The organism is Mycobacterium sp. C31M, from assembly GCF_053345865.1.
In genome coordinates this window covers 351,767-375,396 of record NZ_JBKFAX010000003.1, presented here as the reverse complement: position 1 = coordinate 375,396, position 23,630 = coordinate 351,767, and the positions used below count along the sequence as shown (strand labels likewise).

The window sequence follows — 23,630 nt, the reverse complement described above, 5'->3', positions numbered from 1 at the left end:
CGAGCTTGCGAGGCAACCGCATGAGTACCGAGCCGCCCGTCGAACATGTGGTGGCCGCGCTGCGTGAACGGCTCTACGGCGCGATCTCCTGCCTGGCCACCCTGGCCGCACTGGCCCGCTACACCGAGGCCGACACCAACGCCTGGTACCGGGTGCTCGACGTCGCGGTGGCGGCCGGCGGGCTGTGGGCGGCGGCGCTGCTGGCCGAGTTCGTCGCCCGGCTCAGCGTCGAGGGCGCCGCACCGCGTGGACGGGCCGCCTGGGGAATGCTGGTGGCCTCCGGCCAGATCATGCAGGCGGCCGCCGCGCCCGCGTTCATCCTGGCGCTGGCCGGGTTCGGTCTGCTGGACACCTCGACCGCGGTGTGGATCGCGATGTGGTTCCTGGTCGGTGAGATGGCGCTGATCGCCTACCTGGCGGTCCGCCGCGCCGGGTTGGTGTGGTGGCAGCAGATGCTGGCCGTGCTGTTGCTGACCGGGGCGGGTGCCGCGGTGGTGGCGGTCAAGATGATTGCGCACCACTAGCGGCCGCGCGGCCCTCCCCGGACCACTGTGACCACGATCCCGGGAACAGGGCGGCGTCCACCCCCGCGGCCGACAGCGCCGCGATCAGCACCGCCGCAGTGACCCCCGACCCGCAGTACACCCCGACCTGGTCGGTGCCCCCGAACGACCAGCCCAGGGCCGCCAGCTCCGCCGGCGCCAACACGGTGCCGTCCGCGGTCAGCACCGCGGTGCTCGGGACGTTGCGGGCACCGGGAACGTGGCCGGCCACCGGGTCCATCGGCTCGACGTCACCGCGGAATCGTTCCGGCGCGCGAGCGTCCAACAGGTTCGGGTGTTCGGCGGCCTGATCGGCGGTCAGCGTCGGCATGGCCCCGGCGTACAGATCGTCATGCGTCATCACCACATCGCCGGGCACCGCGCCGACCGCGCCGGTCTGCAGCGGGTGCCCGGCTGACGTCCAGGCCCGCAGGCCGCCGTCGAGAATCCGCACATCGGTGACACCGGCGGCGCGCAGCACCCACCAGGCCCGCGCCGATCCGGCCAGGTTCCAGTCGTCGTAGACGACCACCGGGACGTCCTGGCGCACACCCCACCGACGGGCCGCGGCCTGCAGCTGCGTGCCCGACGGCAGCGGGTGCCGGCCCCGGCCGGTGACCGCATGATCGGTGAGATCGTCATCGAGGGACACGTACACCGCGCCGGGCACATGCCCCCGCTCGTGGTCGGCGAGGCCGTCGGGCCTGGTCAGCTCCCAGCGCACGTCGAGCACGGTGACCGGATCGCCGGAATCCAGCAGTTCGGCCAGGGCGGGCACGGTGATGAAGACGTCGGTCATGGAGTTCAGCGTCCCAGATAGTGGTCAGTTGCCGAAGTCGGAAACAATCCGGCGATCTGTGGCGTTCTAGTCGCCATGTCCAACACCCCCGAGCTGAGCCCCACCGACTGGGTCCGCGATCAGACCGCCAAGATTCTCGAGCAGGGCACCACCGACGGGGTCGAGGTACTCGACCGCCCGGTCGTGCTGTTCACCACCACCGGGGCCAAGTCCGGCAAGAAGCGCTACGTGCCGTTGATGCGCGTCGAAGAGAACGGCAAGTACGCCATGGTCGCCTCCAAGGGCGGCGACCCGCAGCACCCGGCGTGGTACCACAACGTCCTGGCGCACCCACAGATCACCGCGCAGGACGGGGAGAAAGTCGTCGAACTCACCGCACGTGAGGTCGACGGTGACGAGCGGGCGCACTGGTGGGACCTGGCCGTCGCCGCGTACCCCCCGTACGCCGAGTACCAGACCAAGACCGACCGACTGATCCCGGTGTTCGTCCTGGAGTGATCCCGCTTCGCGAGCGACCGCGAAATGTGCCCAGGCACGGCGTGTCGATGGCACGACACGGTCGCTCGCGTGGACCGAAAATTCACATCCGGCTGACATCGACCACCGCGGCGGCGAAGGCGGTCGGCGCCTCCTGCGGGACGTTGTGCCCGATTCCGTCCAGCACCTGATGCTGATACGGCCCGCTGTATTGCATGCGGTAGCCGGCCCCGTCCCTGGCGGCGCCGTCGAAGTCACTGCCAATCGTGATGGTCGGCACCGTGATCACCGGACGGGCCGCGAGCCGTTGTTCGTCGGCGTCATAACGGGTTTCACCCTCGGCCAGACTCTGCCGCCACCGGTAGTTGTGGATGACGATTTCGACGTGCTCCGGGTTGTCGAACGATGCGGCGGACAGGTCGTAGGTGCTGTCGGCGAACCGCCACAGCGGTGATGCGTTCTGCCAGATGAGCCTGTTGAAGTCCCGGGTGTTACGCCGGTAGCCGAGTTCGCCACGCGCAGTGGCGAAATAGTACTGGTACCACCAGCCGTACTCGGCCGGCGGTGGCAGCGGTTGCAGGTTCGCGGCGAGGTTCACCACGATGTACCCGCTGACCGCGACCAGTCCCGAGACGCGCTGCGGCCACAGCGCGGCAACAACATTGGCGGTCCGGCTGCCCCAGTCGTAGCCGCCGAGGATGGCGCTGCGAATACCGAGCGCATCCATCAGGTCGATCACATCGTGACCGAGCGCCGCCTGCTGTCCGTTGCGAACCGTATCGGCCGATCTAAACCGGGTCGAACCGAAACCGCGGATGAACGGCACGATGACCCGGAATCCCCGGGCGGCGAGGTCGGCGCTGACATCGGCATAACTGTGGATGTCGTAGGGCCAGCCGTGCAGCAGGATCACCGGGCGCCCATCCGCCGGGCCCGCCTCGGTGTAGCCGACGTTCAGCAGGCCCGCGTCGATCTGCTTGATCGGGCCGAGGCGGTGCGCCGGGACGGGCGGTGGGCCGGGCGGCTCGGCGGCCGCCGTTCCGGTACCGCCGCGCGCAGCCACCGTCAGCGCGCCCGCCGCGGCGGTGGTGATCAGGCCGAAGTTGCGTCTGCTGAGTTCCACGTCACCGGATAACGCCGAACGTCGGCGGGCTAATCCTGGGCTAATCCGGCTCAGCGGGGCGGCGGCGGGACGATGTAGCAGTTCGTGCCACCGATGCCCAGGACGAACACCGTGGTGCAGCGTTGAAAGCTGCCGTCGGGGTAGAACGGCCCATCGCACTGCCCGCCGCCGTTGCCCTGGAAGTAGAAGTTGCCGCAGGGTTCAGCGCTCGCCGGCGGCGCGGCCGCAAGACCGGCGATTCCCACTGTCACCAGCGCCGCGGCGATGGCCGATGAGGCTCGCATTGTCGATCAACTCGCTCTGCGCTGATTGTCCTCCGCCGCCGTCCGAGCGGCAATGGACCGTCACCCGCGTCACTCGCGACACATGTCTGGTGAAATGGGCTGGTGGTGAGCATCCGGGAAGTCGCCGCGGCCGCCGCGGTATCGGTCGGCACGGTCTCCAACGTGCTCAATTCACCCGAGAAGGTCTCCCCCACCACCGTGGCGCGCGTGCAGGCCGCTATCGACGAACTCGGATTCGTCCGCAACGATGCGGCCCGCCAGTTGCGGGCCGGGCGGTCGCGCAGCGTCGGCCTGGTGGTGCTCGACGTCGGCAACCCGTTCTTCACCGATATCGCCCGCGGCGCCGGCACCCGGGCCGGCGATCACAACCTGACACTGTTGCTGGGCACCTCGGACGACGACCCGCATCGGGAACGCTCGTACGTGGATGCGTTCGACGAGCAGCGGGTGTACGGACTGCTCGTCTCCCCAGTCGGCGACGACTTCGGCCGGCTCGAGACGCTGCGTCAGCGCGGCACACCGGTGGTGCTGGTGGACCGCGACGGGAGCGGCACACCGTTCGACTCGGTGGCCGTCGACGATGTCGCGGGCGGAACCTTGGCCGTCGAACACCTGACCGCGATCGGTCGGCGCCGGATCGCGTTTGTCGGCGGGCCCGCCGAGTTGCGCCAGGTCCGCGACCGTTTGCACGGCGCACGCCTGGCGCTGGAGGGCGTGCCCGACGCCGACCTGGAGGCCATCTACACACCGACTCTCACGGTGCTCGCCGGTCGCGCCATCGGCGAGCAGATCCGCGACCGGCCCGCCGCGCAGCGCCCCGACGGTATCTTCTGCGCCAACGACCTGGTGGCCATCGGCGTCCTGCAGGCGCTGGCACTGATGGGCGATCAGATGGTGCCCGACCAGATCGCCCTGGTGGGTTACGACGATATCGAGTTCGCCCGGTCCGCCGTCGTCCCGTTGACCTCGGTGCGCCAGCCGAGTATCGAAATCGGCAGCACCGCAATCGATCTCCTCATCGAGGCGACAGAATCCCAGGATCGTCGTCCCCGCCATGTGCTCTTCCAACCCGAATTGGTGACCAGGCTCAGCACACAGGTCTGACACCCGTGACACCGACACCGACGGAACGGGGCGCTTGACGTTCGCGGCCATCGAGTCCTATTGTTGCCCCGATCACAAATTGAAACGTTTCAATCAGGGAGTGGCGAATGGACGACATCCAACGCGTGTGCTTCGTCATGTACCTCAAGCCCGACCGCGTCGAGGACTACCTGGAAGCGCACACTGAGGTCTGGCCCGAGATGCTCGATGCCCTGCGGGCGGCCGGCTGGCACAACTACTCGCTGTTCCTGCGCCACGACGAGGGCATGGTCGTGGGCTACCTGGAAACCGACGACTTCGCCCGCGCCACCGCCGAGATGAACCGGACCGCCGTCAACGAGAAGTGGCAGGAGCAGATGGCGCAGTACTTCCGCACCGAGGCCCACCCCGACAGCGACCTCGAGTTGCTCACCCAATACTTCCATCTGGCCTGACTCCGCGGCCCACACACTCCACACCCACCTGACCCTCTAGGACCACCATGAAAATCGGAGCGCGCTCCACCACCGGCTGGCGGGCCACCATCGCGGTCGCCATGTCCAACTACATCGAGGCCGGCTCGATCATCGCGATCGCCACCAGCCTCGGTTTCTGGCAGGCCGAGTTCGGCATCAGCAACTTCGCGGTCGGCCTGCTGGCCGCGTTGAGCGCCAACGCCTTCGGCGCCGCCATCGGTGCCGCGATCGGAGGCCCGCTGTGTGACCGGTACGGCCGCAAGGCGATCTACACCTACGACCTGCTGGTGTACATGGCCGGTGTGCTGCTGGCCGCGTTCGCGATGAACTTCACCATGTTGCTCGCCGCGTTCATCGTCACCGGCATCGCCGTCGGCGCCGGTGTGCCGGCCTCGTGGACCTATATCGCCGAGCAGGCACCGTCCAACGAGCGCGCCAAGCATGTCGGCACCGCCCAGTTGGCCTGGTCGGTCGGCCCGTTCATCGGTTTCGCCCTGGCGGCCGCGCTAGCGCCGCTGGAGCTGCTGGGCTCACGGATCATCTTCGTGCACCTGTTTGTCGTCGCCGCCATCGTCTGGTGGATCCGCCAAGGGCTCGCCGAATCCGCCATCTGGAAAGAGGAAGCCGTCGACGAGAGCCGCGAACTCCAGTCCTCGGTCGGCACCCGCGGCGTGCGCGGACTGTTCTCCCGCAAGGTCAACATCACCGCCCTGCTGTTCCTCGGCGGCATCTACCTGTTCTGGAACACCGTCGCCGGCCAGGCCGGCATCTTCATGCCCCGCGTCTATGAGACCGCCGGTCTGCACAGCCCGGTTCAGCAGAACCTGCTGCAGGTGCTGGTGTGGGGCTGCACGGTCGCGGCCACCTACTTCGGCTTCATGCGCTACGCCGACCGGGTGTCCCAGCGTGGGCTCTACGTCTTCGGTGCCGCCCTGGGCATCGCCGGCTGGATTGTGCTGGTCGCCTTCACCGACGGTGGCATCACCACCATGCTGATCTTCGCGGTGCTGTGGGGCATCTCGGCAGGCATCGGCTGCCAGGCCTTCTACAGCCTGTGGGCCAGCGAGATGTTCGCCACCCCGTACCGGGCCAGCGCACAGGGCGTCATGTTCTTCGTGGTGCGCACCGCCACCGGTCTGCTGAGCTACTTCTTCCCGACGATGCTCGCCGCAACCGGGCTGACCACCGTCGGCATCCTGCTGGTCGGCCTGCTCACCGTTGCCCTGATCATCGGCGCCGTCTGGGCACCCAAGACCCAGGGCAAGTCGCTTCAGCAGATCGAGGCCGAACGCTACGGCGCACCGGTCGGAGCTGCCGCCCGCATCCCCACCACCGCAGTCTGAGGATCAGATGACTTCCCTTCTGGACAATCTCGCCATCGAACTGCCCTCCTGGGCCTTCGGCAACTCCGGCACCCGCTTCAAGGTCTTCGGCACCCCGGGCACACCGCGCACCATCGAGGAGAAGCTCGCCGACGCTGCCACCGTGCACCGGCTCACCGGACTGGCACCCGCTGTCGCCCTGCACATCCCGTGGGACACCGTCGACGACTACGCCGCGCTCGCCCGCTACGCCGAGGATCTCGGGGTCCGGCTGGGCACCGTCAACTCGAACACCTTCCAGGACGACGACTACAAGTTCGGCAGCCTCACCCACACTGACAAGGCGGTACGGCAGAAGGCCATCGACCATCACCTGGCCTGCATCGAGGTGATGAACCAGACCGGCTCGCGTGATCTGAAGATCTGGCTGGCCGACGGCACCAACTACCCCGGCCAGGGCGATATCCGCGGCCGGCAGGACCGGCTCGCCGAATCCCTGTCCGCCATCTACCAGCACATCGGCGCGCAGCAGCGACTTGTGTTGGAGTACAAGTTCTTCGAGCCCGCCATGTACGCCACCGACGTGCCCGACTGGGGAACCTCTTACGCGCATGTGACGGCGCTGGGCGAACGGGCCAAGGTCTGCCTGGACACCGGGCATCACGCACCGGGAACCAACATCGAGTTCATCGTCGCGCAGTTGCTGCGCTTGGGGAAGCTCGGTTCCTTCGACTTCAACTCGCGCTTCTACGCCGATGACGATCTGATCGTGGGCGCGGCCGATCCGTTCCAGTTGTTCCGCATCATGTTCGAGGTGATCCGCGGCGGCGGCCTGGAGGCCGCCGGGGGCGAGCGAAGCGACGGGGAAAGTTCCAGCGATCTGGCACTGATGCTTGATCAGTGCCACAACGTCGAGGAGAAGATCCCCGGCCAGATCCGCTCGGTCCTCAACGTCGAGGCGATGACTGCCCGCGCCGAACTGGTCGACACCGATGCGCTGACCGTCGCCCAGGAGGCCGGGGATGTGCTGGGCGCCAACGAGATCTTCATGGACGCCTTCTACACCGATGTCCGCCCGATGCTGGCGCAGCGCCGGGAGCAACGCGGCCTGCCCGCCGATCCGATGGCGGCCTTCCGCGACAGCGGCTACCAGGACACCATCAACGCCGAACGTGTCGGCGGAACCCAATCCTCGTGGGGAGCATGAGCATGAATCCGACTGTCTCCGAACTGATCGCGCGCTCCAATGCGCTGGGCTCGGATCCGAAGAACACCAACTACGCCGGCGGCAACACCTCCGCCAAGGGTGTCGAGGTTGACCCGGTGACCAACACCGAGGTCGAGCTGCTGTGGGTCAAGGGTTCCGGCGGTGACCTGGGCACCCTCACCGAATCCGGTCTGGCGGTGCTGCGACTGGACCGGATGCGCGCCCTGGTCGATGTGTACCCCGGTGTGGACCGCGAGGACGAGATGGTCGCCGCGTTCGACTACTGCCTGCACGGCAAGGGCGGTGCGGCACCGTCCATCGATACCGCCATGCACGGCCTGGTCGACGCCGCCCACGTCGATCATCTGCATCCGGACTCCGGAATCGCCGTCGCGACCGCGGCCGACGGTGAAGCGCTGACCAACAAGATCTACGGCGACCGTGTCGTGTGGGTGCCGTGGCGCCGCCCCGGTTTCCAACTGGGCCTGGATATCTCGGCCATCAAGAAGGCCAACCCACAGGCCATCGGATGCATCCTCGGCGGCCACGGCATCACCGCCTGGGGTGACACCTCGGCACAAGCCCAGGCCAACTCGCTGGAGATCATCCGGCTGGCCGAGGAATACCTGGCCGCCAACGGCAAGGATCAGCCCTTCGGCGCGCCCGTCGACGGCTACGGAGCGCTGCCCGAGGCCGATCGCCGTGCCAAGGCCGCTGCGCTGGCCCCGTTCATCCGCGGACTGGCCTCGGCCGACCGGCCACAGGTCGGACACTTCACCGATGTCGCGCCGGTGCTCGAATTCCTCGGCGCCGCAGAGTATCCCCGGCTGGCCGCCCTCGGCACCAGCTGCCCGGACCACTTCCTGCGCACCAAGGTCAAGCCGCTGGTGCTCGACCTTCCCGCGGACACCTCGGTCGAGGACTGCAAGGCCCGGTTGGCCGAACTGCACGAGGCCTACCGCGCCGACTACCGCGCCTACTACGAGCGTCACGCCACCGCCGACAGTCCCGCCATGCGTGGTGCCGACCCTGCCATCGTGCTGATCCCCGGTGTCGGGATGTTCAGCTACGGCAAGGACAAGCAGACCGCCCGAGTGGCCGGTGAGTTCTACCTCAACGCCATCAACGTGATGCGCGGAGCCGAATCGGTGTCCAGTTACGCCCCCATCGACGAGTCGGAGAAATTCCGCATCGAGTACTGGGCGCTGGAAGAGGCCAAGCTGGCCCGGATGCCCAAGCCCAAGCCGCTGGCCACCCGCATCGCGCTGGTGACCGGCGCCGCGTCGGGCATCGGCAAGGCCATCGCCACCCGACTGGCCGCCGAGGGAGCGTGTGTCGTCATCGCCGACCTGGATGCCGAGAAGGCTAAAGCCGCCGCCTCAGAGATCAACGGGGCGATCGGCAACAGCGATGTGGCGATCGGGATTGCTGCCGATGTCACCGACGAGGCCGCGGTGCAGGCCGCCATCGACGCCGCAGCCCTGGCGTTCGGCGGTATCGACATCGTGGTCAACAATGCCGGCCTGTCGTTGTCGAAGTCGTTGCTGGACACCACTGCCGCCGACTGGGACCTGCAGCACAACGTCATGGCCCGCGGATCGTTCCTGGTGTCCAAGGCCGCCGCGCGCGCCCTGATCGACCAGAAGCTGGGCGGCGACATCATCTACATCTCGAGCAAGAACTCGGTCTTCGCCGGCCCGAACAACATCGCCTACTCGGCCACCAAGGCCGATCAGGCGCACCAGGTTCGGTTGCTGGCAGCCGAACTCGGCGAGCACGGAGTCAAGGTCAACGGCATCAACCCCGACGGGGTCGTCCGTGGCTCCGGCATCTTCGCCGGCGGCTGGGGCGCCAAGCGCGCCGCGGTGTACGGGGTCCCCGAGGAGGAACTCGGCGCCTACTACGCCCAGCGCACCCTACTCAAGCGTGAGGTGCTGCCGGAGAACATCGCCAATGCCGCATTCGCGTTGTGCACCAGCGATTTCTCGCACACCACGGGGTTGCACGTACCGGTGGACGCCGGTGTGGCCGCAGCCTTCCTGCGGTGATGAGCGCTCGCGCGAAGAACAAGCAGCCGATGACCCACTCCGGCCAGGTCGCCGCGATCGACCTGGGCGCCACCAGTGGGCGGGTGATGCTCGCCGATATCGGCCCGGGCCGGCTCGAACTCGAGCAGGTGGCCCGGTTCGCCAACGATCCGGTGCAACTGTGGAACGGTCACCGGTCCGCCCTGCACTGGGACATCCCGGGGCTGTTCCGCGAGGCCTGCGCCGGATTGGCCGAGGCGGGACGGCGGTCGGAGCGCCTGGTCACCGTCGGGGTGGACTCCTGGGCGGTCGACTACGGCCTGCTGCGTGACGGTGCGCTGCTGTCCCTTCCCCACCACTACCGTGACAACCGGTCCGAGGCGGGTGTGCGCGCCGTGCACCACAAGGTCGACCAGGCCGAGCTGTACTCCCGTAACGGCCTGCAGTTCCTGCCGTTCAACACGATCTACCAACTCTCGGCCGAACGGCGACTCGACCTCGCCGATACCGCGCTGCTCATCCCCGACCTGATCGGCTACTGGCTGACCGGGCGGTCCCGCACCGAACGCACCAACGCCTCGACCACGGGGCTGCTCAGCACCGAGGGCACCTGGGACCACGAGCTCGGCGAGCGGTTGGGGCTGCCCACCGGGCTGTTTCCCCGGCTGAGCGAGCCCGGTACCGAATTGGGCCCGCTGCTGCGCGAGGTCGCCGAACAGTTGGGGCTGCCCGCCGGTACAGGCGTCACCACGGTCGCCTCCCATGACACCGCCTCGGCGGTCGTCGCCGTCCCGATGGACGCCACCGAGGCCGCCTATATCTCCTGTGGCACCTGGGGTTTGGTAGGTGTCGAGCTGGACCGTCCGGTGCTCACCGAGGCCGGACGCCAGGCCAACTTCACCAATGAGGTCGGCGCTGACGGTCGGATCCGCTACCTGCACAACGTGATGGGGCTGTGGCTGCTCAGTGAGACAGTCCGGCAGTATCAGCGCGAGGGTTACCGGGCAGACCTGTCCGAACTACTGGCGCAGGCCGCCGAGGTGCGACCGGTCTTCGACGTCTTCGACACTGCCGATCCGCGGTTCCTGGCCCCCGGCGATATGCCCGGCCGCATCCGGGACTGGTACGACGAGCACGGTCTGCAGGTGCCCATGACGCGGCCCGAGGTCGTCCGCGCCATCGTCGAGAGTCTGGCCGCCGCGTTCGCCGACGGTGTCCAGCGGGCCGCCGAACTGTCCGGCACCCCGGTAAGCACCGTGCACATCGTCGGCGGTGGCTCACAGAACCGGCTGCTGTGCCAGCTCACCGCCGACCGTGCCGGCCTGCCGGTCCTCGCCGGTCCCGTCGAGGCCACCGCGCTCGGTAATGTGTTGATCAGTGCTCGAGCACACCGACTGATAGACGGCGATCTCGCAGCGCTACGCCACGTCGTCGCCACCCGGTTCCCACCCCAGCAGTACGTACCCCGCACACAACGGACCCGCACACCGCGTCCGGTCGGGGCAGGAAAGGCACTCTCATGAAACGCCGCATCCCCAAGGTCGCGGATCTGGCTCCGCTGATGCAGTTCAAGAAGCCGGAGTTCAATGCCAAGACCCGCCGGCTGGCCGCGGCTCTGACCATCGAGGATCTGCGCACGATCGCCAAGCGCCGCACCCCGAAGGCCGCCTTCGACTACACCGATGGGTCCGCCGAGGCCGAGCTGTCGCTGTCCCGGGCCCGGCAGGCGTTCCAGGACATCGAGTTCCACCCGGCGATCCTGCGCGATGTGTCCAAGGTCGACACCAGTTGCACCGTCCTTGGCGGCCGCTCCGAGCTGCCCTTCGGTATCGCGCCGACCGGTTTCACCCGGATGATGCAGACCGAGGGCGAATACGCCGGCGCCCGTGCCGCGGCCCGCGCCGGAATCCCGTTCTCGTTGTCCACCATGGGCACCGCCTCCATCGAGGATGTCACGGCCGCCAATCCGCACGGGCGCAACTGGTTTCAGTTGTACATGTGGAAGGACCGGGACCGGTCGATGGCGCTGGTCGAACGCGCCGCCGCCGCCGGATACGACACCCTGCTGGTGACCGTCGACGTCCCGGTGGCCGGGGCCCGGCTGCGCGACAAGCGCAACGGGATGTCGATACCGCCGGCGCTGACCGCCAAGACGGTACTCAACGCCATCCCGCGCCCGCAGTGGTGGATCGACTTCCTGACCACCGAACCGCTTGCCTTCGCCTCGCTGGATCGCTGGTCGGGCACCGTCGCCGAGTTGCTGGACAGCATGTTCGACCCCACCGTCACCTTCGAGGATCTGGCCTGGATCAAATCGCAGTGGCCGGGCAAGCTGGTGGTCAAGGGCATCCAGACCGTCGCCGACGCCCGCGCCGTCACCGAACTCGGTGCGGACGGCATCGTGCTCTCCAATCACGGTGGCCGCCAACTGGATCGGGCGCCCATCCCGTTCCACCTGCTGCCCGATGTGGCCGCCGCCGTCGGCGGTGACACCGAGATCCTGCTCGACACCGGCATCATGTCCGGTGCCGATATCGTCGCCTCGATCGCACTCGGCGCCCGGTTCACCCTCGTCGGGCGGGCCTACCTGTACGGGCTGATGGCCGGTGGCGAGGCGGGCGTGGACCGTGCCATCGAGATCCTGTCCGAGCAGATCACCCGCACCATGCGCCTGCTCGGGGTGGCCACCCTCGACGAGCTGGAACCTGCGCACGTCACTCAACTGCAGCGGCTGGTGCCCCGGCAGACCTAGCGAGCCCACCGCGTTGCGACGAGTATGGTCGGATGGACCACCTCACCTTCATCCCGTCGCCCGAGCAGTTCGCCTTCACCTTCGGCGGGGCCGAACCGGTGCTGCGGATCAAGCCGCGGACCGCGTTGCGGTTGTGGACCGAGGATGCCTATGGAGGGCGGATCACCAGTACCGATTCGGTGGCCAGCACCGCGCTGGACACCGAGGACCTCAATCCGCAGACCGGCCCGTTCTGGATCGAGGGTGCCGAACCCGGGGACACCCTCGCGGTGCACCTGGTCGATCTGACGCCGGCCCGCGGCTGGGGTGCGTCCACGCTGATCCCGTTCTTCGGCGGGCTGACCAGCGTTCCGGTGAGTCCGACCCTGCAGGAGCCGTTGCCCGAACGCACCTGGATCTACGAATACGATTCGGCGGCAAAGACTGTGGGCTTCGCCGCGCGCGGCAGCGATTTCGAGGTGGCGCTGCCGGCCAATCCGATGTTGGGCACCGTCGGTGTGGCACCGGCGCGCCGGGAGGTGCGTACCTCGCTGGTCCCCGACGTGTTCGGCGGCAATATGGATACCCCCGAGATGACCGCTGGCGCCACCTGCTACCTGCGGGTGAACGTGCCCGGGGCGCTGTTCTCGCTCGGCGACGGGCATTACCGGCAGGGTGAGGGCGAGTCGTGCGGCACCGCGGTGGAGGGCGCGATGAACGTCACCGCGATCGTCGAGTTGATCAAGGGCGGCGGGCCGGCCTGGCCGCGACTGGAGACCGACACCCACCTGATGTGCATCGGGTCCGGGAGGCCGCTGGAGGAGGCGTGGCGAGCCGGCCAGGTCGAGATGATCACCTGGCTGGGCGAGCTGCACGGCCTCGACCGGTTCGACGCCTATCAGCTGCTCACCCAGATCTCCCTGGCACCGATCGCCAATGTGGTGGATACCAACTACAGCGCGGTGACGAAGATCGACAAGCGGCTGCTGCCCAGCGTGGCCGCCTACCACGGGGTGCATGGTGAACTGCGCACAGCGGCAAGGTCACTCGGTACCATCACCTATTGATGCTCGAGGTCCGACGATACGGCGCGCACGGGGGCTTCCCGGTCCTGCTGCACCATGGCCTGGTCGGCTGCGCACGGGCGAGCGCCGAAGCAGCCGAGGCCGCCGCGGTGGGCGGTATCGAACTGCTGGCCGTCGCACGTCCGGGGTACGGACGGTCCGCCCCCGTGGCCATGACATCGGTGTCCGACTGGAACGACCTGGTGGCGCCGGTGCTCGACGGTATCGGGCGCTACGGCGTGTGGGCGGTATCCGCGGGCGCTCCGTACGCTTATGCGCTGGCCGCCGCCGACCCGGAACGGGTGTCCGCGGTGGCCGTGACCAGTGGGTTGGGGCATGTCGCCGACGAACAGGTGCGCAACCTGTACGGTCCGGAGTCGCAGGCCCTGTTCACGTTCTTCCGGACCGGTGATCCCGGTGAGGTGTGCCGCTACTGGTACGAGGCGCTGCAGACGACGCTGGCCGATGCGCCGCCCGATGGCGACTGGGCCGGCGCACTGCGGGACTCCGTGCTCCACAATGGTGCGGGCCCCGGCCGCGAAGCCATTCTGCAACAACATCCGTGGGGCTTTGACTTCGTCAATATCACTGCACCGGTGCGACTTTGGCATTCCGGCGCGGACTCCATGGTGCCGGTGGCCACGGCCCGGGCGATATGCGAGCTGATACCCGGCGCGGTACTGTCCATCCAGGACTCGGCCGAGCATGTGCCCACCCCCGCAGTGGTGACCGAGGCCTTGGGCTTCCTCGCCGCTACCGCATGAGGGTGCACACCACGATCTCCTGAGGAGGACTGTCATGGATCTGGGACTCAAGGGCAAACGCTTCGCCGTCACCGGCGGCACCCGCGGTATCGGCCGCGCTGTCGTCGAGGGCCTGCTCGCCGAGGGCGCCAAGGTGGCGTTCTGCGCCCGCACCTCCGAGGCCGTGGCACAGGCGCAGCAGGAGTTGGGCAACGCGGCGATCGGCACGGCCGTCGACGTGGGTGCGACCGCGGCACTGGGCGCCTGGGTGGATGCCACCGCTGACGCCTTCGGCGGATTGGATGGCGTCGTCGCGAACGTCAGCGCACTGGCCATTCCCGAGTCACAGGAGAACTGGCGCACCACCTTCGAGGTCGATCTGATGGGCACCGTCGGTCTGGTCGACGCCGCCCTCCCGCACCTGGAGGCGTCCGGTGCCGGCTCGATCGTCACGATCTCCAGCGTCTCGGGCCGCGAAATCGACTTCGCGGCGGGGCCGTACGGCACCATGAAGGCCGCTATCATCCACTACACCCAGGGATTGGCGTATCAGCTCGCAGCCAAGGGGGTGCGCGCCAACACCGTCAGCCCGGGGAACACCTACTTCCCCGGTGGTGTGTGGCCGTCGATCGAGCAGAACGATCCGGAGCTGTTCGCCACCGCGTTGGGTCTCAACCCGACCGGCCGGATGGCCACGCCACAGGAGGTCGCCAATGCGGTCGTCTTCCTGTCCAGCTCGGCGGCCAGCTTCATCACCGGGACGAACCTGCTGGTCGACGGGGCGCTGACCCGCGGCGTGCAGTTCTAGTCGAAGTACTCGCGGTCGGCGGAGTGGATGGCCGACCGGACCGCATGGGCCAGACCGTCGATCAACAGATCATCATCGGGTAACTGCAGGATCGACACCCTCAGCGCCCCGTCGCTGGCGCTGACGTAGGACCGGGCCCCGGCCGCCACCACGATGCCCTGCCTCGCCAGATTGATCAGGGTCGAGGTCTCGTCCGGCACCGGCACCCACACCACGAATCCGTTGTCCCCTGACGAGGCCGCCAATCCGACATCGGCGAATGCCGCCACGACCGCTTGCCTGCGTCGGCGGTAGACGGCACGAGCGCGGGCCATCAGATCGGTCGTGGCGGCATCCTCGATGAGCTCGGTCAGCGCGTTCTGCAGTATGCGGCTGTTGGACGCCATCCCGAAACTGCGCAACCGGATCGTTCGTTCCACCAGTTCGCCACAGCCGCCCAGCACCGCTGATCGCAGGTCGATCCCGAAGGCCTTGCAGTAGCTACGGATTCGTATCACTTGATCGGGCAGGTAGGCGCCCAGGGTGACGGGTTCAACCTCGGCCAGCGGGCCGGCGCTGTCATCCTCGATGACCCAGATCCCCGGATGCGCGGCCAGCAGATTGCCCAGTTCGGCGGCCCGCGCGGCAGAAAGCGCACCGGACACCGCGTAGGCGCCACTGGGTTGTAGCACCACCGCGGAGACACCGCGGTGCACCGCCGCGGCCACTGATTCCACGGTCGGCCCCTGCTCGTCGGCCCGCACGCCGACAGCGTCGATACCGAGGTGCCGCAGGATGTCCAGATAGCCGGGGCTGACGGGCTCTTCGACCGCGATCAACCGGCCGGCATCGGGTTCGGCGCCGCCCGCGGCAGCGGCGCTGGCCAGGACCAGCGCCTCACTGCCCCCGCCTACACAGTTCCAGGCCTGCGCCTCGAACGGCCATCCCGGCCGGACCACCCGCAACAGTTCCGGTGTGATGTAGGCGCGTTGCGCGGCATGCAGATCCGGGGTGGCCAACGCGCCGGCGATGGCCGCGCGCAGGTCGGGTTGCACCGCCGCGTCCGGTGTCACCAAAGACATCTCGACATGGGCCCAGTCGAATTCACGGTGGGTGACCGTGCGCGGTGCGGTACCGGCGACGACGGTACCGCCACGGCGACGCGTCTCCAGGCGCCCGGTGTCGCGCACGCGGCTCCAGGCCGACATGACCGTGCCCGGGCTGACCCCCGCGGCCCGGGCGAACTCCCGGATGGTCGGCAGCTGGGTGCCGGGCGACAGCTCACCGCCGTCGATCAGCCGGGTCAGCTCCTGGCCGAGTTCGCGGGCGCTGACCGCCGACAGACGCCCGGCCAGCCAGCCGGCGTCGATATGGTCGGGCGCGGACATCAGCGCTGCCCGGGTGGCAGGCCGAGCCGATTGCGCAGATCTCCGTCGGTGACCGGCTTCCACAGCCCACGCTCTGCCAGTAGCGGCAGCACCTGCTCGGCGAAAGTGCCGATACCCGACCCGTAGTTGACCATGAAGCCGTCGGCTGCACCGGCGATGAACCATCGCTCGACTTGGTCGGCGACCTGCATCGGGGTGGCGGTCAGTGCAAAATGTCCGTGTTCCAGGGCGATCCGTTCGAGCACGGTCCGCAGCGTGGCACCGGGCTGCCGTGCCCAACGCAGATAGATCAGCGCGCGGCTCCGTCGGCGGGTCGAGGCTGCCAGGTCGGCGTCGGTGGGCAGCCTCCCGGCCGGGATCGGCACGTCCAGATCCAGTCCGGTGAAGTCGAACAGATCGGATTCCCGCCGTACGGCGCGGCGCGCCTTGTCAAGCACGTCGGCGGTCGCGAACCGAGACCGCACGAGCCGCGCATCCGCCTCGTCGACGCCCAGGAACGCCCGGAATCCGGGGAAGATCAGGACCTCGTCCGGGGCGCGGCCCGCGCGGGCCACCTCGGCCCGCAACCGGGCGGCGAACTGGGTCGCGTCATCGAGGTCGGGTGCGGCGACGAAGACGATATCGGCGTGGCGAGCAGCAAAGGCGATCCCTTCCAGGGATGCTCCGGCCTGCACCAAGATCGGCCGGCCCGACGGTGGCCCCGGTATGTCGAGCGGACCCTGCACCGAAAAGTGTTCGCCGACATGGTTGATCGGCGTGACACGCGCGGTGTCGACATAGCGGCCGGCCACCTTGTCGTCGATGATCGCGGACTCGGGGAAACTCGCCCACAGGTTGGCGACGACATCGAGGAACTCGGTGGCACGGGCATAGCGCTGCTGCGGGGTGGGTAACGTGCCGATCCCGAAGTTCTGTTCCCCTGTGAACGACGTGACGACATTCCAGGCGACGCGACCGCCGCTGAGCCGGTCCAGTGAGGCGATGCTGCGAGCCAGTCCGTAGGGAGTGTTGAAGGTCGTCGACGCGGTGGTGATGAATCCGAGATGCTCGGTGCACGCCAGGAGCGCGGCCGTGAGTACCAGCGGCTCGAACGGCAGGCGCGGGCTTTGATGCCGGACCGGATCGAACCCGAGGAAATCGGCGTAGAACAACGCATCGAAACCGGTCGCTTCCACCCACCGGGCGTAGTCGGCGTGCTGCTGCAGGTCGGCGATATCTGCCGGTGCCACATCGGTTTCCCGCCATCGGGCGATGGGCCCGAACGCGTGCTCGCCGGATGCGATGAAGCGCAGCCCGCGCGTCATCGGGCGGCGGCCTCCAGCGGTGCGGATGCCCGCAGCGGGTCCAGCACCTCGGACACCGTCAGCGCCAGGCTCGCCTTCCATTGCGAGAGCGTGAGTTTGGCCGGTGCCACCTGCAGCAGCACCTCGTCGACCAGATGCAGTTCGGGATCGTTGACGAGTCGCTCACGCACCAGCTCGGGATCGCCGTACCACGGGTCCCCGTTGCCGTTCTTCAGGTGTAGGTCGATCGCCTTCTGACCCGCCAGTTCCCGTGCCGCCGCGGTGGTCTCGGCGACGATCACCGTCCGCGACGCGGCGATCCGCTGGTGTGGTCCGGCGTGCGACCGGAACCCGTCGATGGCCGCACTGTGCCGATCCAGATTACCCTCGAAGGACAGCGCCTTGGAGGACCGCAACAGCAGGTTGTCACCGGCCCGGCCGATCTCCGCGGCATGCGCAGGATCGCTGGCGACCCGCCACAGCCGGTTACGCAGCTCACCGGCCGGCGGATAAAGCTGCCGACCGCCACCGAGATCGTCCCCGGCCAGGATCGACCTCAGCGCCGCCGTCTTCTCCGCGTAGACCCGCAGCCGGTCATCCCAGTCGACGCCGAACGGCCCGAAGGCCCAATCCTCCAGTCCCGAACCGAGCCCCAATTGCAGGCGGCCCCGGGACAACGCATCGGTGATCACCGCATCCTCGGCCACCCGGATCGGGTTCTCCAGGGTGATCACGACAACACCGGCACCCAGCCGAATCCGGCTGGTGCGTTGGCTCGCCGCAGACAGGAACACCAGCGGTGACGCCACGGTGCCCTTGTCGGAGCGGAAGTGGTGCGAGGTGATCCATGCGGTGGACAGACCGAGTTGCTCGGCGTAGGCGATCAGGTCCAGCCCGTCGTGGTACTGCTGGACGGGATCGGCCTGGGTGTCGTTGAGCCGGAAGAAGATTCCGAACTCGGGGAAACCGGCTGCGGACACGGTCATTCCTTCCAGGTGTCGTAGGCCCAGAAGTTGGTCATGCCGCGCGGCGGGTCCAGCCACCGCTCGATCTCGTGTACCCGGCTCGTCGCGGCCGCGTTGTAACGCTCGGTGTACAGCGGCAGCGTGGTGACCTGGTCGACCAGCGCATACTGGGCAACCTTGTCGTAGGCCGCCTTGCGGTCCTGATCGTCGAGGGCGCTGCGGCCATCGGCCAGCCACCCGTCGACCTGCGGGTCCTCCAGCTTGGGTCCGTTGATCGCACCGCCGGTCTCGTAGATCTTCTCCAGCACCACACCGATGTCCACGCCACCGACGGCCCGGGGGAAGGCCTCGTAGGCGTTGGTCTCGCGCACCACGTCGACGGTGCCCTCATCGCGGAACTGCAGGTCGACATCGATCCCGGCGTTGGTGCGGGCCTCGGCCTGGTACGCCTCCAGCACGGTGCTCAGCGGTGGTTTGGGTTCGGTGGCGATCAGCCGGGCGGTCAGGCGCTGGCCGGCCGCATTGGTGCGGTAGCCCTCGCTGTCGCGGGGTCCGGTCCAACCGGCCTCGTCGAGCAGCTTGTTCGCCTCCTCCACATTGCCGCCGTAGCTGTTCTCGTACTTGGCGTCATAGAACGGGCTCTGCGGGCCGACGATGCTCCACGCCCGATCCGAACTGCCCTGCAGCACGGTGTCGATGATCGGGTTCAGGTCGACGGCCTCACGCAGCGCATGGCGCACCCGGACATCCTTGGTGTTGTCGCCGGTGACGTTGAAGTACAGCGACCACGGCGACACGTTGGACGGCTTCCATTCGAACTGGAACCCGTCGACACCGTCGAACTGTGCGATATCGGCGGGGGCGACCTGGGCGATCGCATCCACCTCACCCGAGGTCAACAGTCCGGCACGGACATTGGGCTCGGGCACGATCTTCACCACGAGTTCGTCCAAGTACGCCGGCCCTTCGTGCGACGCCAGCGAGGAGGCCCAGTCGTAGTCCTCGTTGCGTTTGAACCGCAGTTCGGAACCCTCGATGACGTCGGTCAGGATGAATGGGCCGGTCCCGGCGATACCGACGCCGCCGGCGGCGACATCCGGGTTCTGCAGGGACTTCGGCGATATCTGCGAACCCTGCAGCGAGGCAAGGGTGTTCAGCCAGTTCGCCGTCGGTTCGGACAGTACGGTGCGGACGGTGTACTCGTCGACGACCTCGGTGGACTTCAGGGTCTGGAACGTACTCTTGGCCACTGACGGTGCGTATTCCGGGTCGCCGGTGATCTTGTCGAAGTTGGCCTTCACCGCGGCGGCGTTGAAGGGTTCACCGTCATGGAATTTCACCCCCTGCCGGAGCTTGAAGGTGTAGACCAGACCGTCATCGGAACGCTCGTAGCTCTCGGCCAGCCAGGGGTGGATGGATTCGTCGTAGTCGATGGCCACCAGGCTGTCGTAGGCGTTGCGCACCACCTGGACCTCGGTGCAGCAGCCACGGACGTGCGGGTTCATTCCCTCTTCGGGGTAGTCGGCCTGGGCAACGGTCAGCGTGCCACCGCGCACGGGTTCACCACTGCCACTGCCGGTTCCGCTGTCGCTGCCGCATGCGGTCAATGTCATCAGCGCCGCCAGCAACAGTGCTGCCCAGCGCAGGACCGGGCTCAGGGGACTTCTCCAACGGGTCATGTCGTTCCATTCGTGAGTGGACCGCACACGTTGTGCGGCCGGAGTTCAGGGTGTGTTTGCGAGGGTGCGATCAGTGACAGCGACAGCGGCACGGACAGCTCATAACGTCGGCACCGCCTGCAGCAGCGCCTGTGTGTACGGATCGCGCGGTGACTCGAACACCTCATCGGCGGTGCCCTCTTCGACAACGCCGCCACGGTGCATGACCAGCACCCGGTCGGCGATGTGGTGCACCACGCCGATATCGTGAGAGATGAACAACAGCGCGGTGTCTCGTTCGGCTCGGATCTCCAACAGCAGGTCCAGGATCTGCGCCTGAATGGAGACATCGAGGGCGGATACCGCCTCATCACACACCAGCAGTTCGGGGTCCGAACCGAGTGCCCGGGCGATCGACACCCGCTGCCGTTGCCCGCCGGACAGCGATCTGGGGTGGCGGTCGATGACGGTGGCGGGCAAGTGCACCAGGTCGAGCAGTTCGCCGATACGCCGGGCACGGTCGGCTTTGCCACGATGTCCCAGTGCCACGGTTTCGGCGATGATCTCGCGGACGGTGTAGCGCGGATCGAACGATCCGACGGAGTCCTGCGCGACGAGTTGTACCGCCCCCAGTCGCGGACGGTCGATGCCGACATGTCCGGCGTCAGGCGTCAACAGACCCGTCACGATGCGGGCCACGGTCGACTTTCCGGAGCCGGATTCACCGACAAGACCGACGATTTCGGCGCTGCGGATCCCGAAGGTGACATCTTCGGCGGCGGTGAACCTCTCGCTGCGGCCGCGTCGGTAATACTTGCTCACACCGACGATATCGGCGACGGTGCCCGGCCCGATCGGCACCGGCAGCGGGGCGATGCCGTCGGGATCGCTCAGCCGACGTCCACGGGTGTGCGGACCGGGGACGGCAGCGACCAGCCGCCGGGTGTATTCGTGTGTCGGGTGTCCGATGACATCGGCCACCGATCCCCGCTCGACGACCTCGCCACGGTGCATGACCAGTACATCGTCGGCCACGCGGGACACCACCGCCAGATCATGGCTGATCAACAGCACCCCGCGACCTTCGTCGGCCAGGGTGCGCAGCAGGGCCAGGATGCGGGCCTGCACGGTGACATCGAGGGCGGTGGTCGGCTCGTCGGCGATCAGCACATCGGGATGACCGGCGAGCGCAGAGGCGATCAGGGCCCGCTGGCGCAGTCCGCCGGAGAGCTGATGCGGATAGTTCCGCCGCCGGTAGGCCGGGTCGGGGATTCCCACCGAGTCCAGCAGTTCCTCCACCTCGGCGATCCGGCGCGCACGGGGAACCCGTAACGCCTCGGCAACCTCGGCCTGGACGGTGCGTAGCGGATCGAGTGAGGTCAGCGCGTCCTGCAGGACGAACCCGATCTGAGCGCCACGCACCCGGCGCCAGTCCCGCTCCCGGTGGCCGCCGGCGTCCACGCCGTGGATCTGGAAATGGTCTGCGGTGACGGTACTTCCGGCCCCGGCGAGCCCGACCAGCGCCCGTGCGGTGACCGATTTCCCCGATCCCGATTCACCGACGATGGCCAGCACCCGGCCTCGGCGGATCGCCAGGTCCACGCCGCGGACCACGGGCAGCGCGGCGCCGTCGGCGGCGCGGACACTGTCGAAGGACACCGTCAAACCCTTGACGTCGACCAGCAGATCGGAGCTCATGTGGTTCCCTCGCAGGCTCGGGTCCCGCATGCCACCCGTCGATTCGCTCCGCAAGCGTCGCTCACAGCTGTGCCCGGCGTTCGAAGCGACGCTGCAGGTGCCGCCCGGTGATCGACACGCTGATGACGGTCAGCGTGATGAACAGGCCGGGGAAGAATCCGACCCACCAGGCGATGCGGAGATCCTGGCGCGCATCGGAGAGCATCGAACCCCATTCCGGCAGCGGCGGTGTGGGTCCGAATCCCAGGAAGCTCAGGCCGGCCGCGCCGATGATGGCGGTCCCCACGCCGAGAGTCGCGAGCACCGGTACGGTCCCCAGTGCGTTGGGTAGCACGTGCCGGACCGTGCGGGTCACCGCTGAAGCGATTGCCAGCCGGGATTGCACCACATAGTCGGATTCGCGGACCCGCAACGTCTCGGCACGCACCACCCGTCCGAAACGGGGAGCCGAGGCAATCGCGATGGCGGCGATGACGTTTCCGGTGCCGGGCCCGATCAGGGTGATGAGCATCAGCGCGAACAACAGGTCGGGAAAGGCGCCCACGGCATCGAACACCCGGGAGATCGCCTCGTTCACCCACCGGTGCGAGACCCCGGCGATCAGCCCGAGCACCACGCCGATGAGCACCGCCAGCAGCGTCGAGGCGACCCCGATCAGGATCGAGTAGCGGGCCCCGAACACCACCCGGGTCCAGACGTCGCGGCCCAGGTGATCGGTCCCGAAGACATGCTCGAACCCGGGTGCGGCCAACGCGTTCGCCATATCGCTGGCCAACGGGTCACGGTCGGTGAACACCCCCGGCGCCATGACGGCAAGCGCCAGCAGGGCCAGGAAGGCGACCGCCACGATCAGGCCGGTGCCACGAAAGCGGGTGAGTCCCGAGGACAGCGACCGGCCCGGAAAGACAAGAGTTGTTGCCATGGTCACCCCGCGTCTACCTGACCCGCATCCGCGGATCGATCCACAGGTACAGAATGTCGACGACGGTGTTGACGGCGACGTACAGCGCAACGGCCAACAGGGTGATACCGAGCACCACCGGAACGTCCTGACGGGTGACGGCGACGACGGTGGCCTGCCCGATACCCGGTCGACCGAACACCTGCTCGACGATGACGGTGCCGGTGAGCATGCCGCCCACCGACCAACCGGCCAGGGTGAGCGCCGGGATGAGCGCATGTCGCAGGCCGTGCCGGATCTTCAACTGCCACGGTGAGATACCGCGGGCCAGTGCGGTGACCGCGTAGGGCTGCTCCAGCGATTTCTCGATACCCTCGCGGAGCACCTGTGACAGCACCGCGGCCAGTGGCAGCCCGAGGGTCAGGCTGGGCAGGATGAGGTTCTCCAGTTTGCTGCCGCCGACGACCCGGACCAGACCGAGTTGGAACGACAGCACGGTGATGAAGACGATGCCCAGCCAGAAGGTCGGGATGGATGCGAACGTCAACTCACCGAGCTGGGTTAGTCGACTGCCGGGTCCGCGACGGCCGGCAGTGATCAATGCCACCGTCACCGCCAGTACGACGGCGAGTGCCGTTGCCGTCACGGTGAGTTGGGCGCTGGCGACAAGTCGGTGCCCGAACAGGATGTCGGTGACGGCGGTTCGCTGGACGTAGGACTGGCCCAGGTCGCCGTGGGCCAGGCGGGTCATGAAGTCGACGTACTGCCACCCCAGCGACCGGTCCAGACCCCATTGCGCCTCGATGGTGGCGCGCAGTTCGGGGGTGTCGAACTCACCCATCAGCAAGGTGACCGGGTCACCGGGTGCCAGGTGTACCGCCAGGAACGCCGCCGATGCCGCCAACCACAGCACCACGAACGCCGCCAACAGTTTCTCGGCGATATAGCGGGCCTGGAAGGCGACACCGGACCACCGGCCGGCCCGCCGCGGCACCCCGACGGTGGGGGTGACGGCGGCGCCGGGCGGCGCTGCGGTCGAGGTATCGAGGACGGTCATGGTGTCCGGCAGTCG

General features: G+C 68.0%; 22 protein-coding genes. 12 read left to right on the top strand and 10 right to left on the bottom strand.

What is annotated here, in order from left to right:
• Positions 1-20: 20 nt before the first annotated feature.
• The gene (locus ACLBYA_RS06685; protein ID WP_447708565.1) at positions 21-524 is read left to right on the top strand and encodes a hypothetical protein; all 504 of its coding nucleotides are present in this window, start codon (positions 21-23) and stop codon (positions 522-524) included.
• Here the strand turns inward: ACLBYA_RS06685 and ACLBYA_RS06680 are convergent.
• On the bottom strand, positions 502-1,341 hold the full coding sequence (locus ACLBYA_RS06680; protein WP_447708564.1) for a sulfurtransferase: 840 nt from the start codon (positions 1,339-1,341) through the stop codon (positions 502-504). The two genes, ACLBYA_RS06685 and ACLBYA_RS06680, sit on opposite strands and share 23 nt — an antisense overlap.
• Positions 1,342-1,416: 75 nt before the next feature.
• Here ACLBYA_RS06680 and ACLBYA_RS06675 point away from each other — a divergent pair, with 75 nt between their 5' ends.
• Positions 1,417-1,839 carry a nitroreductase family deazaflavin-dependent oxidoreductase gene (locus tag ACLBYA_RS06675; RefSeq protein WP_447708563.1) on the top strand — a complete coding sequence of 141 codons (423 nt, stop codon included), beginning with the start codon at positions 1,417-1,419 and terminating at the stop codon, positions 1,837-1,839.
• Between the two features lie 82 nt (positions 1,840-1,921).
• Here the strand turns inward: ACLBYA_RS06675 and ACLBYA_RS06670 are convergent, their stop codons facing one another.
• Both ACLBYA_RS06670 and ACLBYA_RS06665 read right to left on the bottom strand, forming a co-directional pair.
• Positions 1,922-2,941, bottom strand: a complete 1,020-nt coding sequence (locus ACLBYA_RS06670; protein ID WP_447708562.1) for an alpha/beta fold hydrolase — start codon at positions 2,939-2,941, stop codon at positions 1,922-1,924.
• Between the two features lie 50 nt (positions 2,942-2,991).
• Positions 2,992-3,225: a CDGP domain-containing protein gene (locus ACLBYA_RS06665; RefSeq protein WP_447708561.1), complete on the bottom strand. Its 234-nt coding sequence runs from the start codon at positions 3,223-3,225 to the stop codon at positions 2,992-2,994.
• A 99-nt stretch (positions 3,226-3,324) separates the two neighbouring features.
• Here ACLBYA_RS06665 and ACLBYA_RS06660 point away from each other — a divergent pair, with 99 nt between their 5' ends.
• From ACLBYA_RS06660 to ACLBYA_RS06615, 10 genes are all read left to right on the top strand, one after another.
• Entirely contained in the window at positions 3,325-4,329 is a 1,005-nt protein-coding gene (locus tag ACLBYA_RS06660) for a LacI family DNA-binding transcriptional regulator (protein ID WP_447708669.1), read from the top strand.
• 107 nt (positions 4,330-4,436) lie between these two features.
• Positions 4,437-4,763, top strand: coding sequence for an L-rhamnose mutarotase (locus ACLBYA_RS06655; protein WP_447708560.1), 327 nt, complete (start codon positions 4,437-4,439; stop codon positions 4,761-4,763).
• Between the two features lie 47 nt (positions 4,764-4,810).
• Positions 4,811-6,127, top strand: coding sequence for an MFS transporter (locus ACLBYA_RS06650; RefSeq protein ID WP_447708559.1), 1,317 nt, complete (start codon positions 4,811-4,813; stop codon positions 6,125-6,127).
• A gap of 7 nt (positions 6,128-6,134) precedes the next feature.
• Positions 6,135-7,313, top strand: a complete 1,179-nt coding sequence (gene rhaI, locus ACLBYA_RS06645; protein WP_447708558.1) for an L-rhamnose isomerase — start codon at positions 6,135-6,137, stop codon at positions 7,311-7,313.
• A complete protein-coding gene (locus ACLBYA_RS06640; RefSeq protein ID WP_447708557.1) occupies positions 7,310-9,361 on the top strand; it encodes a bifunctional aldolase/short-chain dehydrogenase in 2,052 nt (683 codons plus the stop codon). The genes rhaI and ACLBYA_RS06640 overlap by 4 nt, the downstream gene beginning before the upstream one ends.
• Positions 9,361-10,863 (top strand): rhamnulokinase, encoded by a 1,503-nt coding sequence (locus ACLBYA_RS06635; RefSeq protein ID WP_447708556.1) that lies wholly within the window; start codon positions 9,361-9,363, stop codon positions 10,861-10,863. The genes ACLBYA_RS06640 and ACLBYA_RS06635 overlap by 1 nt, the downstream gene beginning before the upstream one ends.
• Complete coding sequence (locus ACLBYA_RS06630; RefSeq protein WP_447708555.1) at positions 10,860-12,092, top strand: alpha-hydroxy acid oxidase; 1,233 nt, start codon at positions 10,860-10,862, stop codon at positions 12,090-12,092. Before ACLBYA_RS06635 ends, ACLBYA_RS06630 begins: the two co-directional genes overlap by 4 nt.
• Positions 12,093-12,124: 32 nt before the next feature.
• Complete coding sequence (locus ACLBYA_RS06625) at positions 12,125-13,138, top strand: acetamidase/formamidase family protein (RefSeq protein WP_447708554.1); 1,014 nt, start codon at positions 12,125-12,127, stop codon at positions 13,136-13,138.
• Positions 13,138-13,899, top strand: coding sequence for an alpha/beta fold hydrolase (locus tag ACLBYA_RS06620; RefSeq protein ID WP_447708553.1), 762 nt, complete (start codon positions 13,138-13,140; stop codon positions 13,897-13,899). Before ACLBYA_RS06625 ends, ACLBYA_RS06620 begins: the two co-directional genes overlap by 1 nt.
• 34 nt (positions 13,900-13,933) lie before the next feature.
• A complete protein-coding gene (locus ACLBYA_RS06615; RefSeq protein WP_447708552.1) occupies positions 13,934-14,686 on the top strand; it encodes an SDR family NAD(P)-dependent oxidoreductase in 753 nt (250 codons plus the stop codon).
• On the opposite strand, the gene ACLBYA_RS06610 is transcribed toward ACLBYA_RS06615, so the two are convergent.
• From ACLBYA_RS06610 to ACLBYA_RS06580, 7 genes are all read right to left on the bottom strand, one after another.
• A complete protein-coding gene (locus tag ACLBYA_RS06610) occupies positions 14,683-16,053 on the bottom strand; it encodes an aminotransferase class I/II-fold pyridoxal phosphate-dependent enzyme (RefSeq protein WP_447708551.1) in 1,371 nt (456 codons plus the stop codon). The genes ACLBYA_RS06615 and ACLBYA_RS06610 overlap by 4 nt on opposite strands.
• Positions 16,053-17,357, bottom strand: coding sequence for an NtaA/DmoA family FMN-dependent monooxygenase (locus ACLBYA_RS06605; RefSeq protein ID WP_447708550.1), 1,305 nt, complete (start codon positions 17,355-17,357; stop codon positions 16,053-16,055). Before ACLBYA_RS06605 ends, ACLBYA_RS06610 begins: the two co-directional genes overlap by 1 nt.
• Positions 17,354-18,316 (bottom strand): LLM class flavin-dependent oxidoreductase, encoded by a 963-nt coding sequence (locus ACLBYA_RS06600; RefSeq protein ID WP_447708549.1) that lies wholly within the window; start codon positions 18,314-18,316, stop codon positions 17,354-17,356. Before ACLBYA_RS06600 ends, ACLBYA_RS06605 begins: the two co-directional genes overlap by 4 nt.
• A gap of 2 nt (positions 18,317-18,318) precedes the next feature.
• Complete coding sequence (locus tag ACLBYA_RS06595; RefSeq protein ID WP_447708548.1) at positions 18,319-19,980, bottom strand: ABC transporter substrate-binding protein; 1,662 nt, start codon at positions 19,978-19,980, stop codon at positions 18,319-18,321.
• 99 nt (positions 19,981-20,079) lie between these two features.
• Complete coding sequence (locus ACLBYA_RS06590) at positions 20,080-21,657, bottom strand: ATP-binding cassette domain-containing protein (protein ID WP_447708547.1); 1,578 nt, start codon at positions 21,655-21,657, stop codon at positions 20,080-20,082.
• 61 nt (positions 21,658-21,718) lie between these two features.
• On the bottom strand, positions 21,719-22,579 hold the full coding sequence (locus ACLBYA_RS06585; RefSeq protein WP_447708546.1) for an ABC transporter permease: 861 nt from the start codon (positions 22,577-22,579) through the stop codon (positions 21,719-21,721).
• A gap of 13 nt (positions 22,580-22,592) precedes the next feature.
• Positions 22,593-23,615, bottom strand: a complete 1,023-nt coding sequence (locus ACLBYA_RS06580) for an ABC transporter permease (protein WP_447708545.1) — start codon at positions 23,613-23,615, stop codon at positions 22,593-22,595.
• Between the last annotated feature and the right edge of the window lie 15 nt (positions 23,616-23,630).

Coding starts and splice junctions, on each gene's coding strand:
- ACLBYA_RS06685 (WP_447708565.1), top strand. CDS start 21: ATGAGTACCGAGCCGCCCGTCGAACATGTGGTGGCCGCGCTGCGTGAA.
- ACLBYA_RS06680 (WP_447708564.1), bottom strand. CDS start 1,341: ATGACCGACGTCTTCATCACCGTGCCCGCCCTGGCCGAACTGCTGGAT.
- ACLBYA_RS06675 (WP_447708563.1), top strand. CDS start 1,417: ATGTCCAACACCCCCGAGCTGAGCCCCACCGACTGGGTCCGCGATCAG.
- ACLBYA_RS06665 (WP_447708561.1), bottom strand. CDS start 3,225: ATGCGAGCCTCATCGGCCATCGCCGCGGCGCTGGTGACAGTGGGAATC.
- ACLBYA_RS06655 (WP_447708560.1), top strand. CDS start 4,437: ATGGACGACATCCAACGCGTGTGCTTCGTCATGTACCTCAAGCCCGAC.
- ACLBYA_RS06650 (WP_447708559.1), top strand. CDS start 4,811: ATGAAAATCGGAGCGCGCTCCACCACCGGCTGGCGGGCCACCATCGCG.
- rhaI (WP_447708558.1), top strand. CDS start 6,135: ATGACTTCCCTTCTGGACAATCTCGCCATCGAACTGCCCTCCTGGGCC.
- ACLBYA_RS06640 (WP_447708557.1), top strand. CDS start 7,310: ATGAGCATGAATCCGACTGTCTCCGAACTGATCGCGCGCTCCAATGCG.
- ACLBYA_RS06635 (WP_447708556.1), top strand. CDS start 9,361: ATGAGCGCTCGCGCGAAGAACAAGCAGCCGATGACCCACTCCGGCCAG.
- ACLBYA_RS06630 (WP_447708555.1), top strand. CDS start 10,860: ATGAAACGCCGCATCCCCAAGGTCGCGGATCTGGCTCCGCTGATGCAG.
- ACLBYA_RS06625 (WP_447708554.1), top strand. CDS start 12,125: ATGGACCACCTCACCTTCATCCCGTCGCCCGAGCAGTTCGCCTTCACC.
- ACLBYA_RS06620 (WP_447708553.1), top strand. CDS start 13,138: ATGCTCGAGGTCCGACGATACGGCGCGCACGGGGGCTTCCCGGTCCTG.
- ACLBYA_RS06615 (WP_447708552.1), top strand. CDS start 13,934: ATGGATCTGGGACTCAAGGGCAAACGCTTCGCCGTCACCGGCGGCACC.
- ACLBYA_RS06610 (WP_447708551.1), bottom strand. CDS start 16,053: ATGTCCGCGCCCGACCATATCGACGCCGGCTGGCTGGCCGGGCGTCTG.
- ACLBYA_RS06605 (WP_447708550.1), bottom strand. CDS start 17,357: ATGACGCGCGGGCTGCGCTTCATCGCATCCGGCGAGCACGCGTTCGGG.
- ACLBYA_RS06595 (WP_447708548.1), bottom strand. CDS start 19,980: ATGACCCGTTGGAGAAGTCCCCTGAGCCCGGTCCTGCGCTGGGCAGCA.
- ACLBYA_RS06590 (WP_447708547.1), bottom strand. CDS start 21,657: ATGAGCTCCGATCTGCTGGTCGACGTCAAGGGTTTGACGGTGTCCTTC.
- ACLBYA_RS06585 (WP_447708546.1), bottom strand. CDS start 22,579: ATGGCAACAACTCTTGTCTTTCCGGGCCGGTCGCTGTCCTCGGGACTC.
- ACLBYA_RS06580 (WP_447708545.1), bottom strand. CDS start 23,615: ATGACCGTCCTCGATACCTCGACCGCAGCGCCGCCCGGCGCCGCCGTC.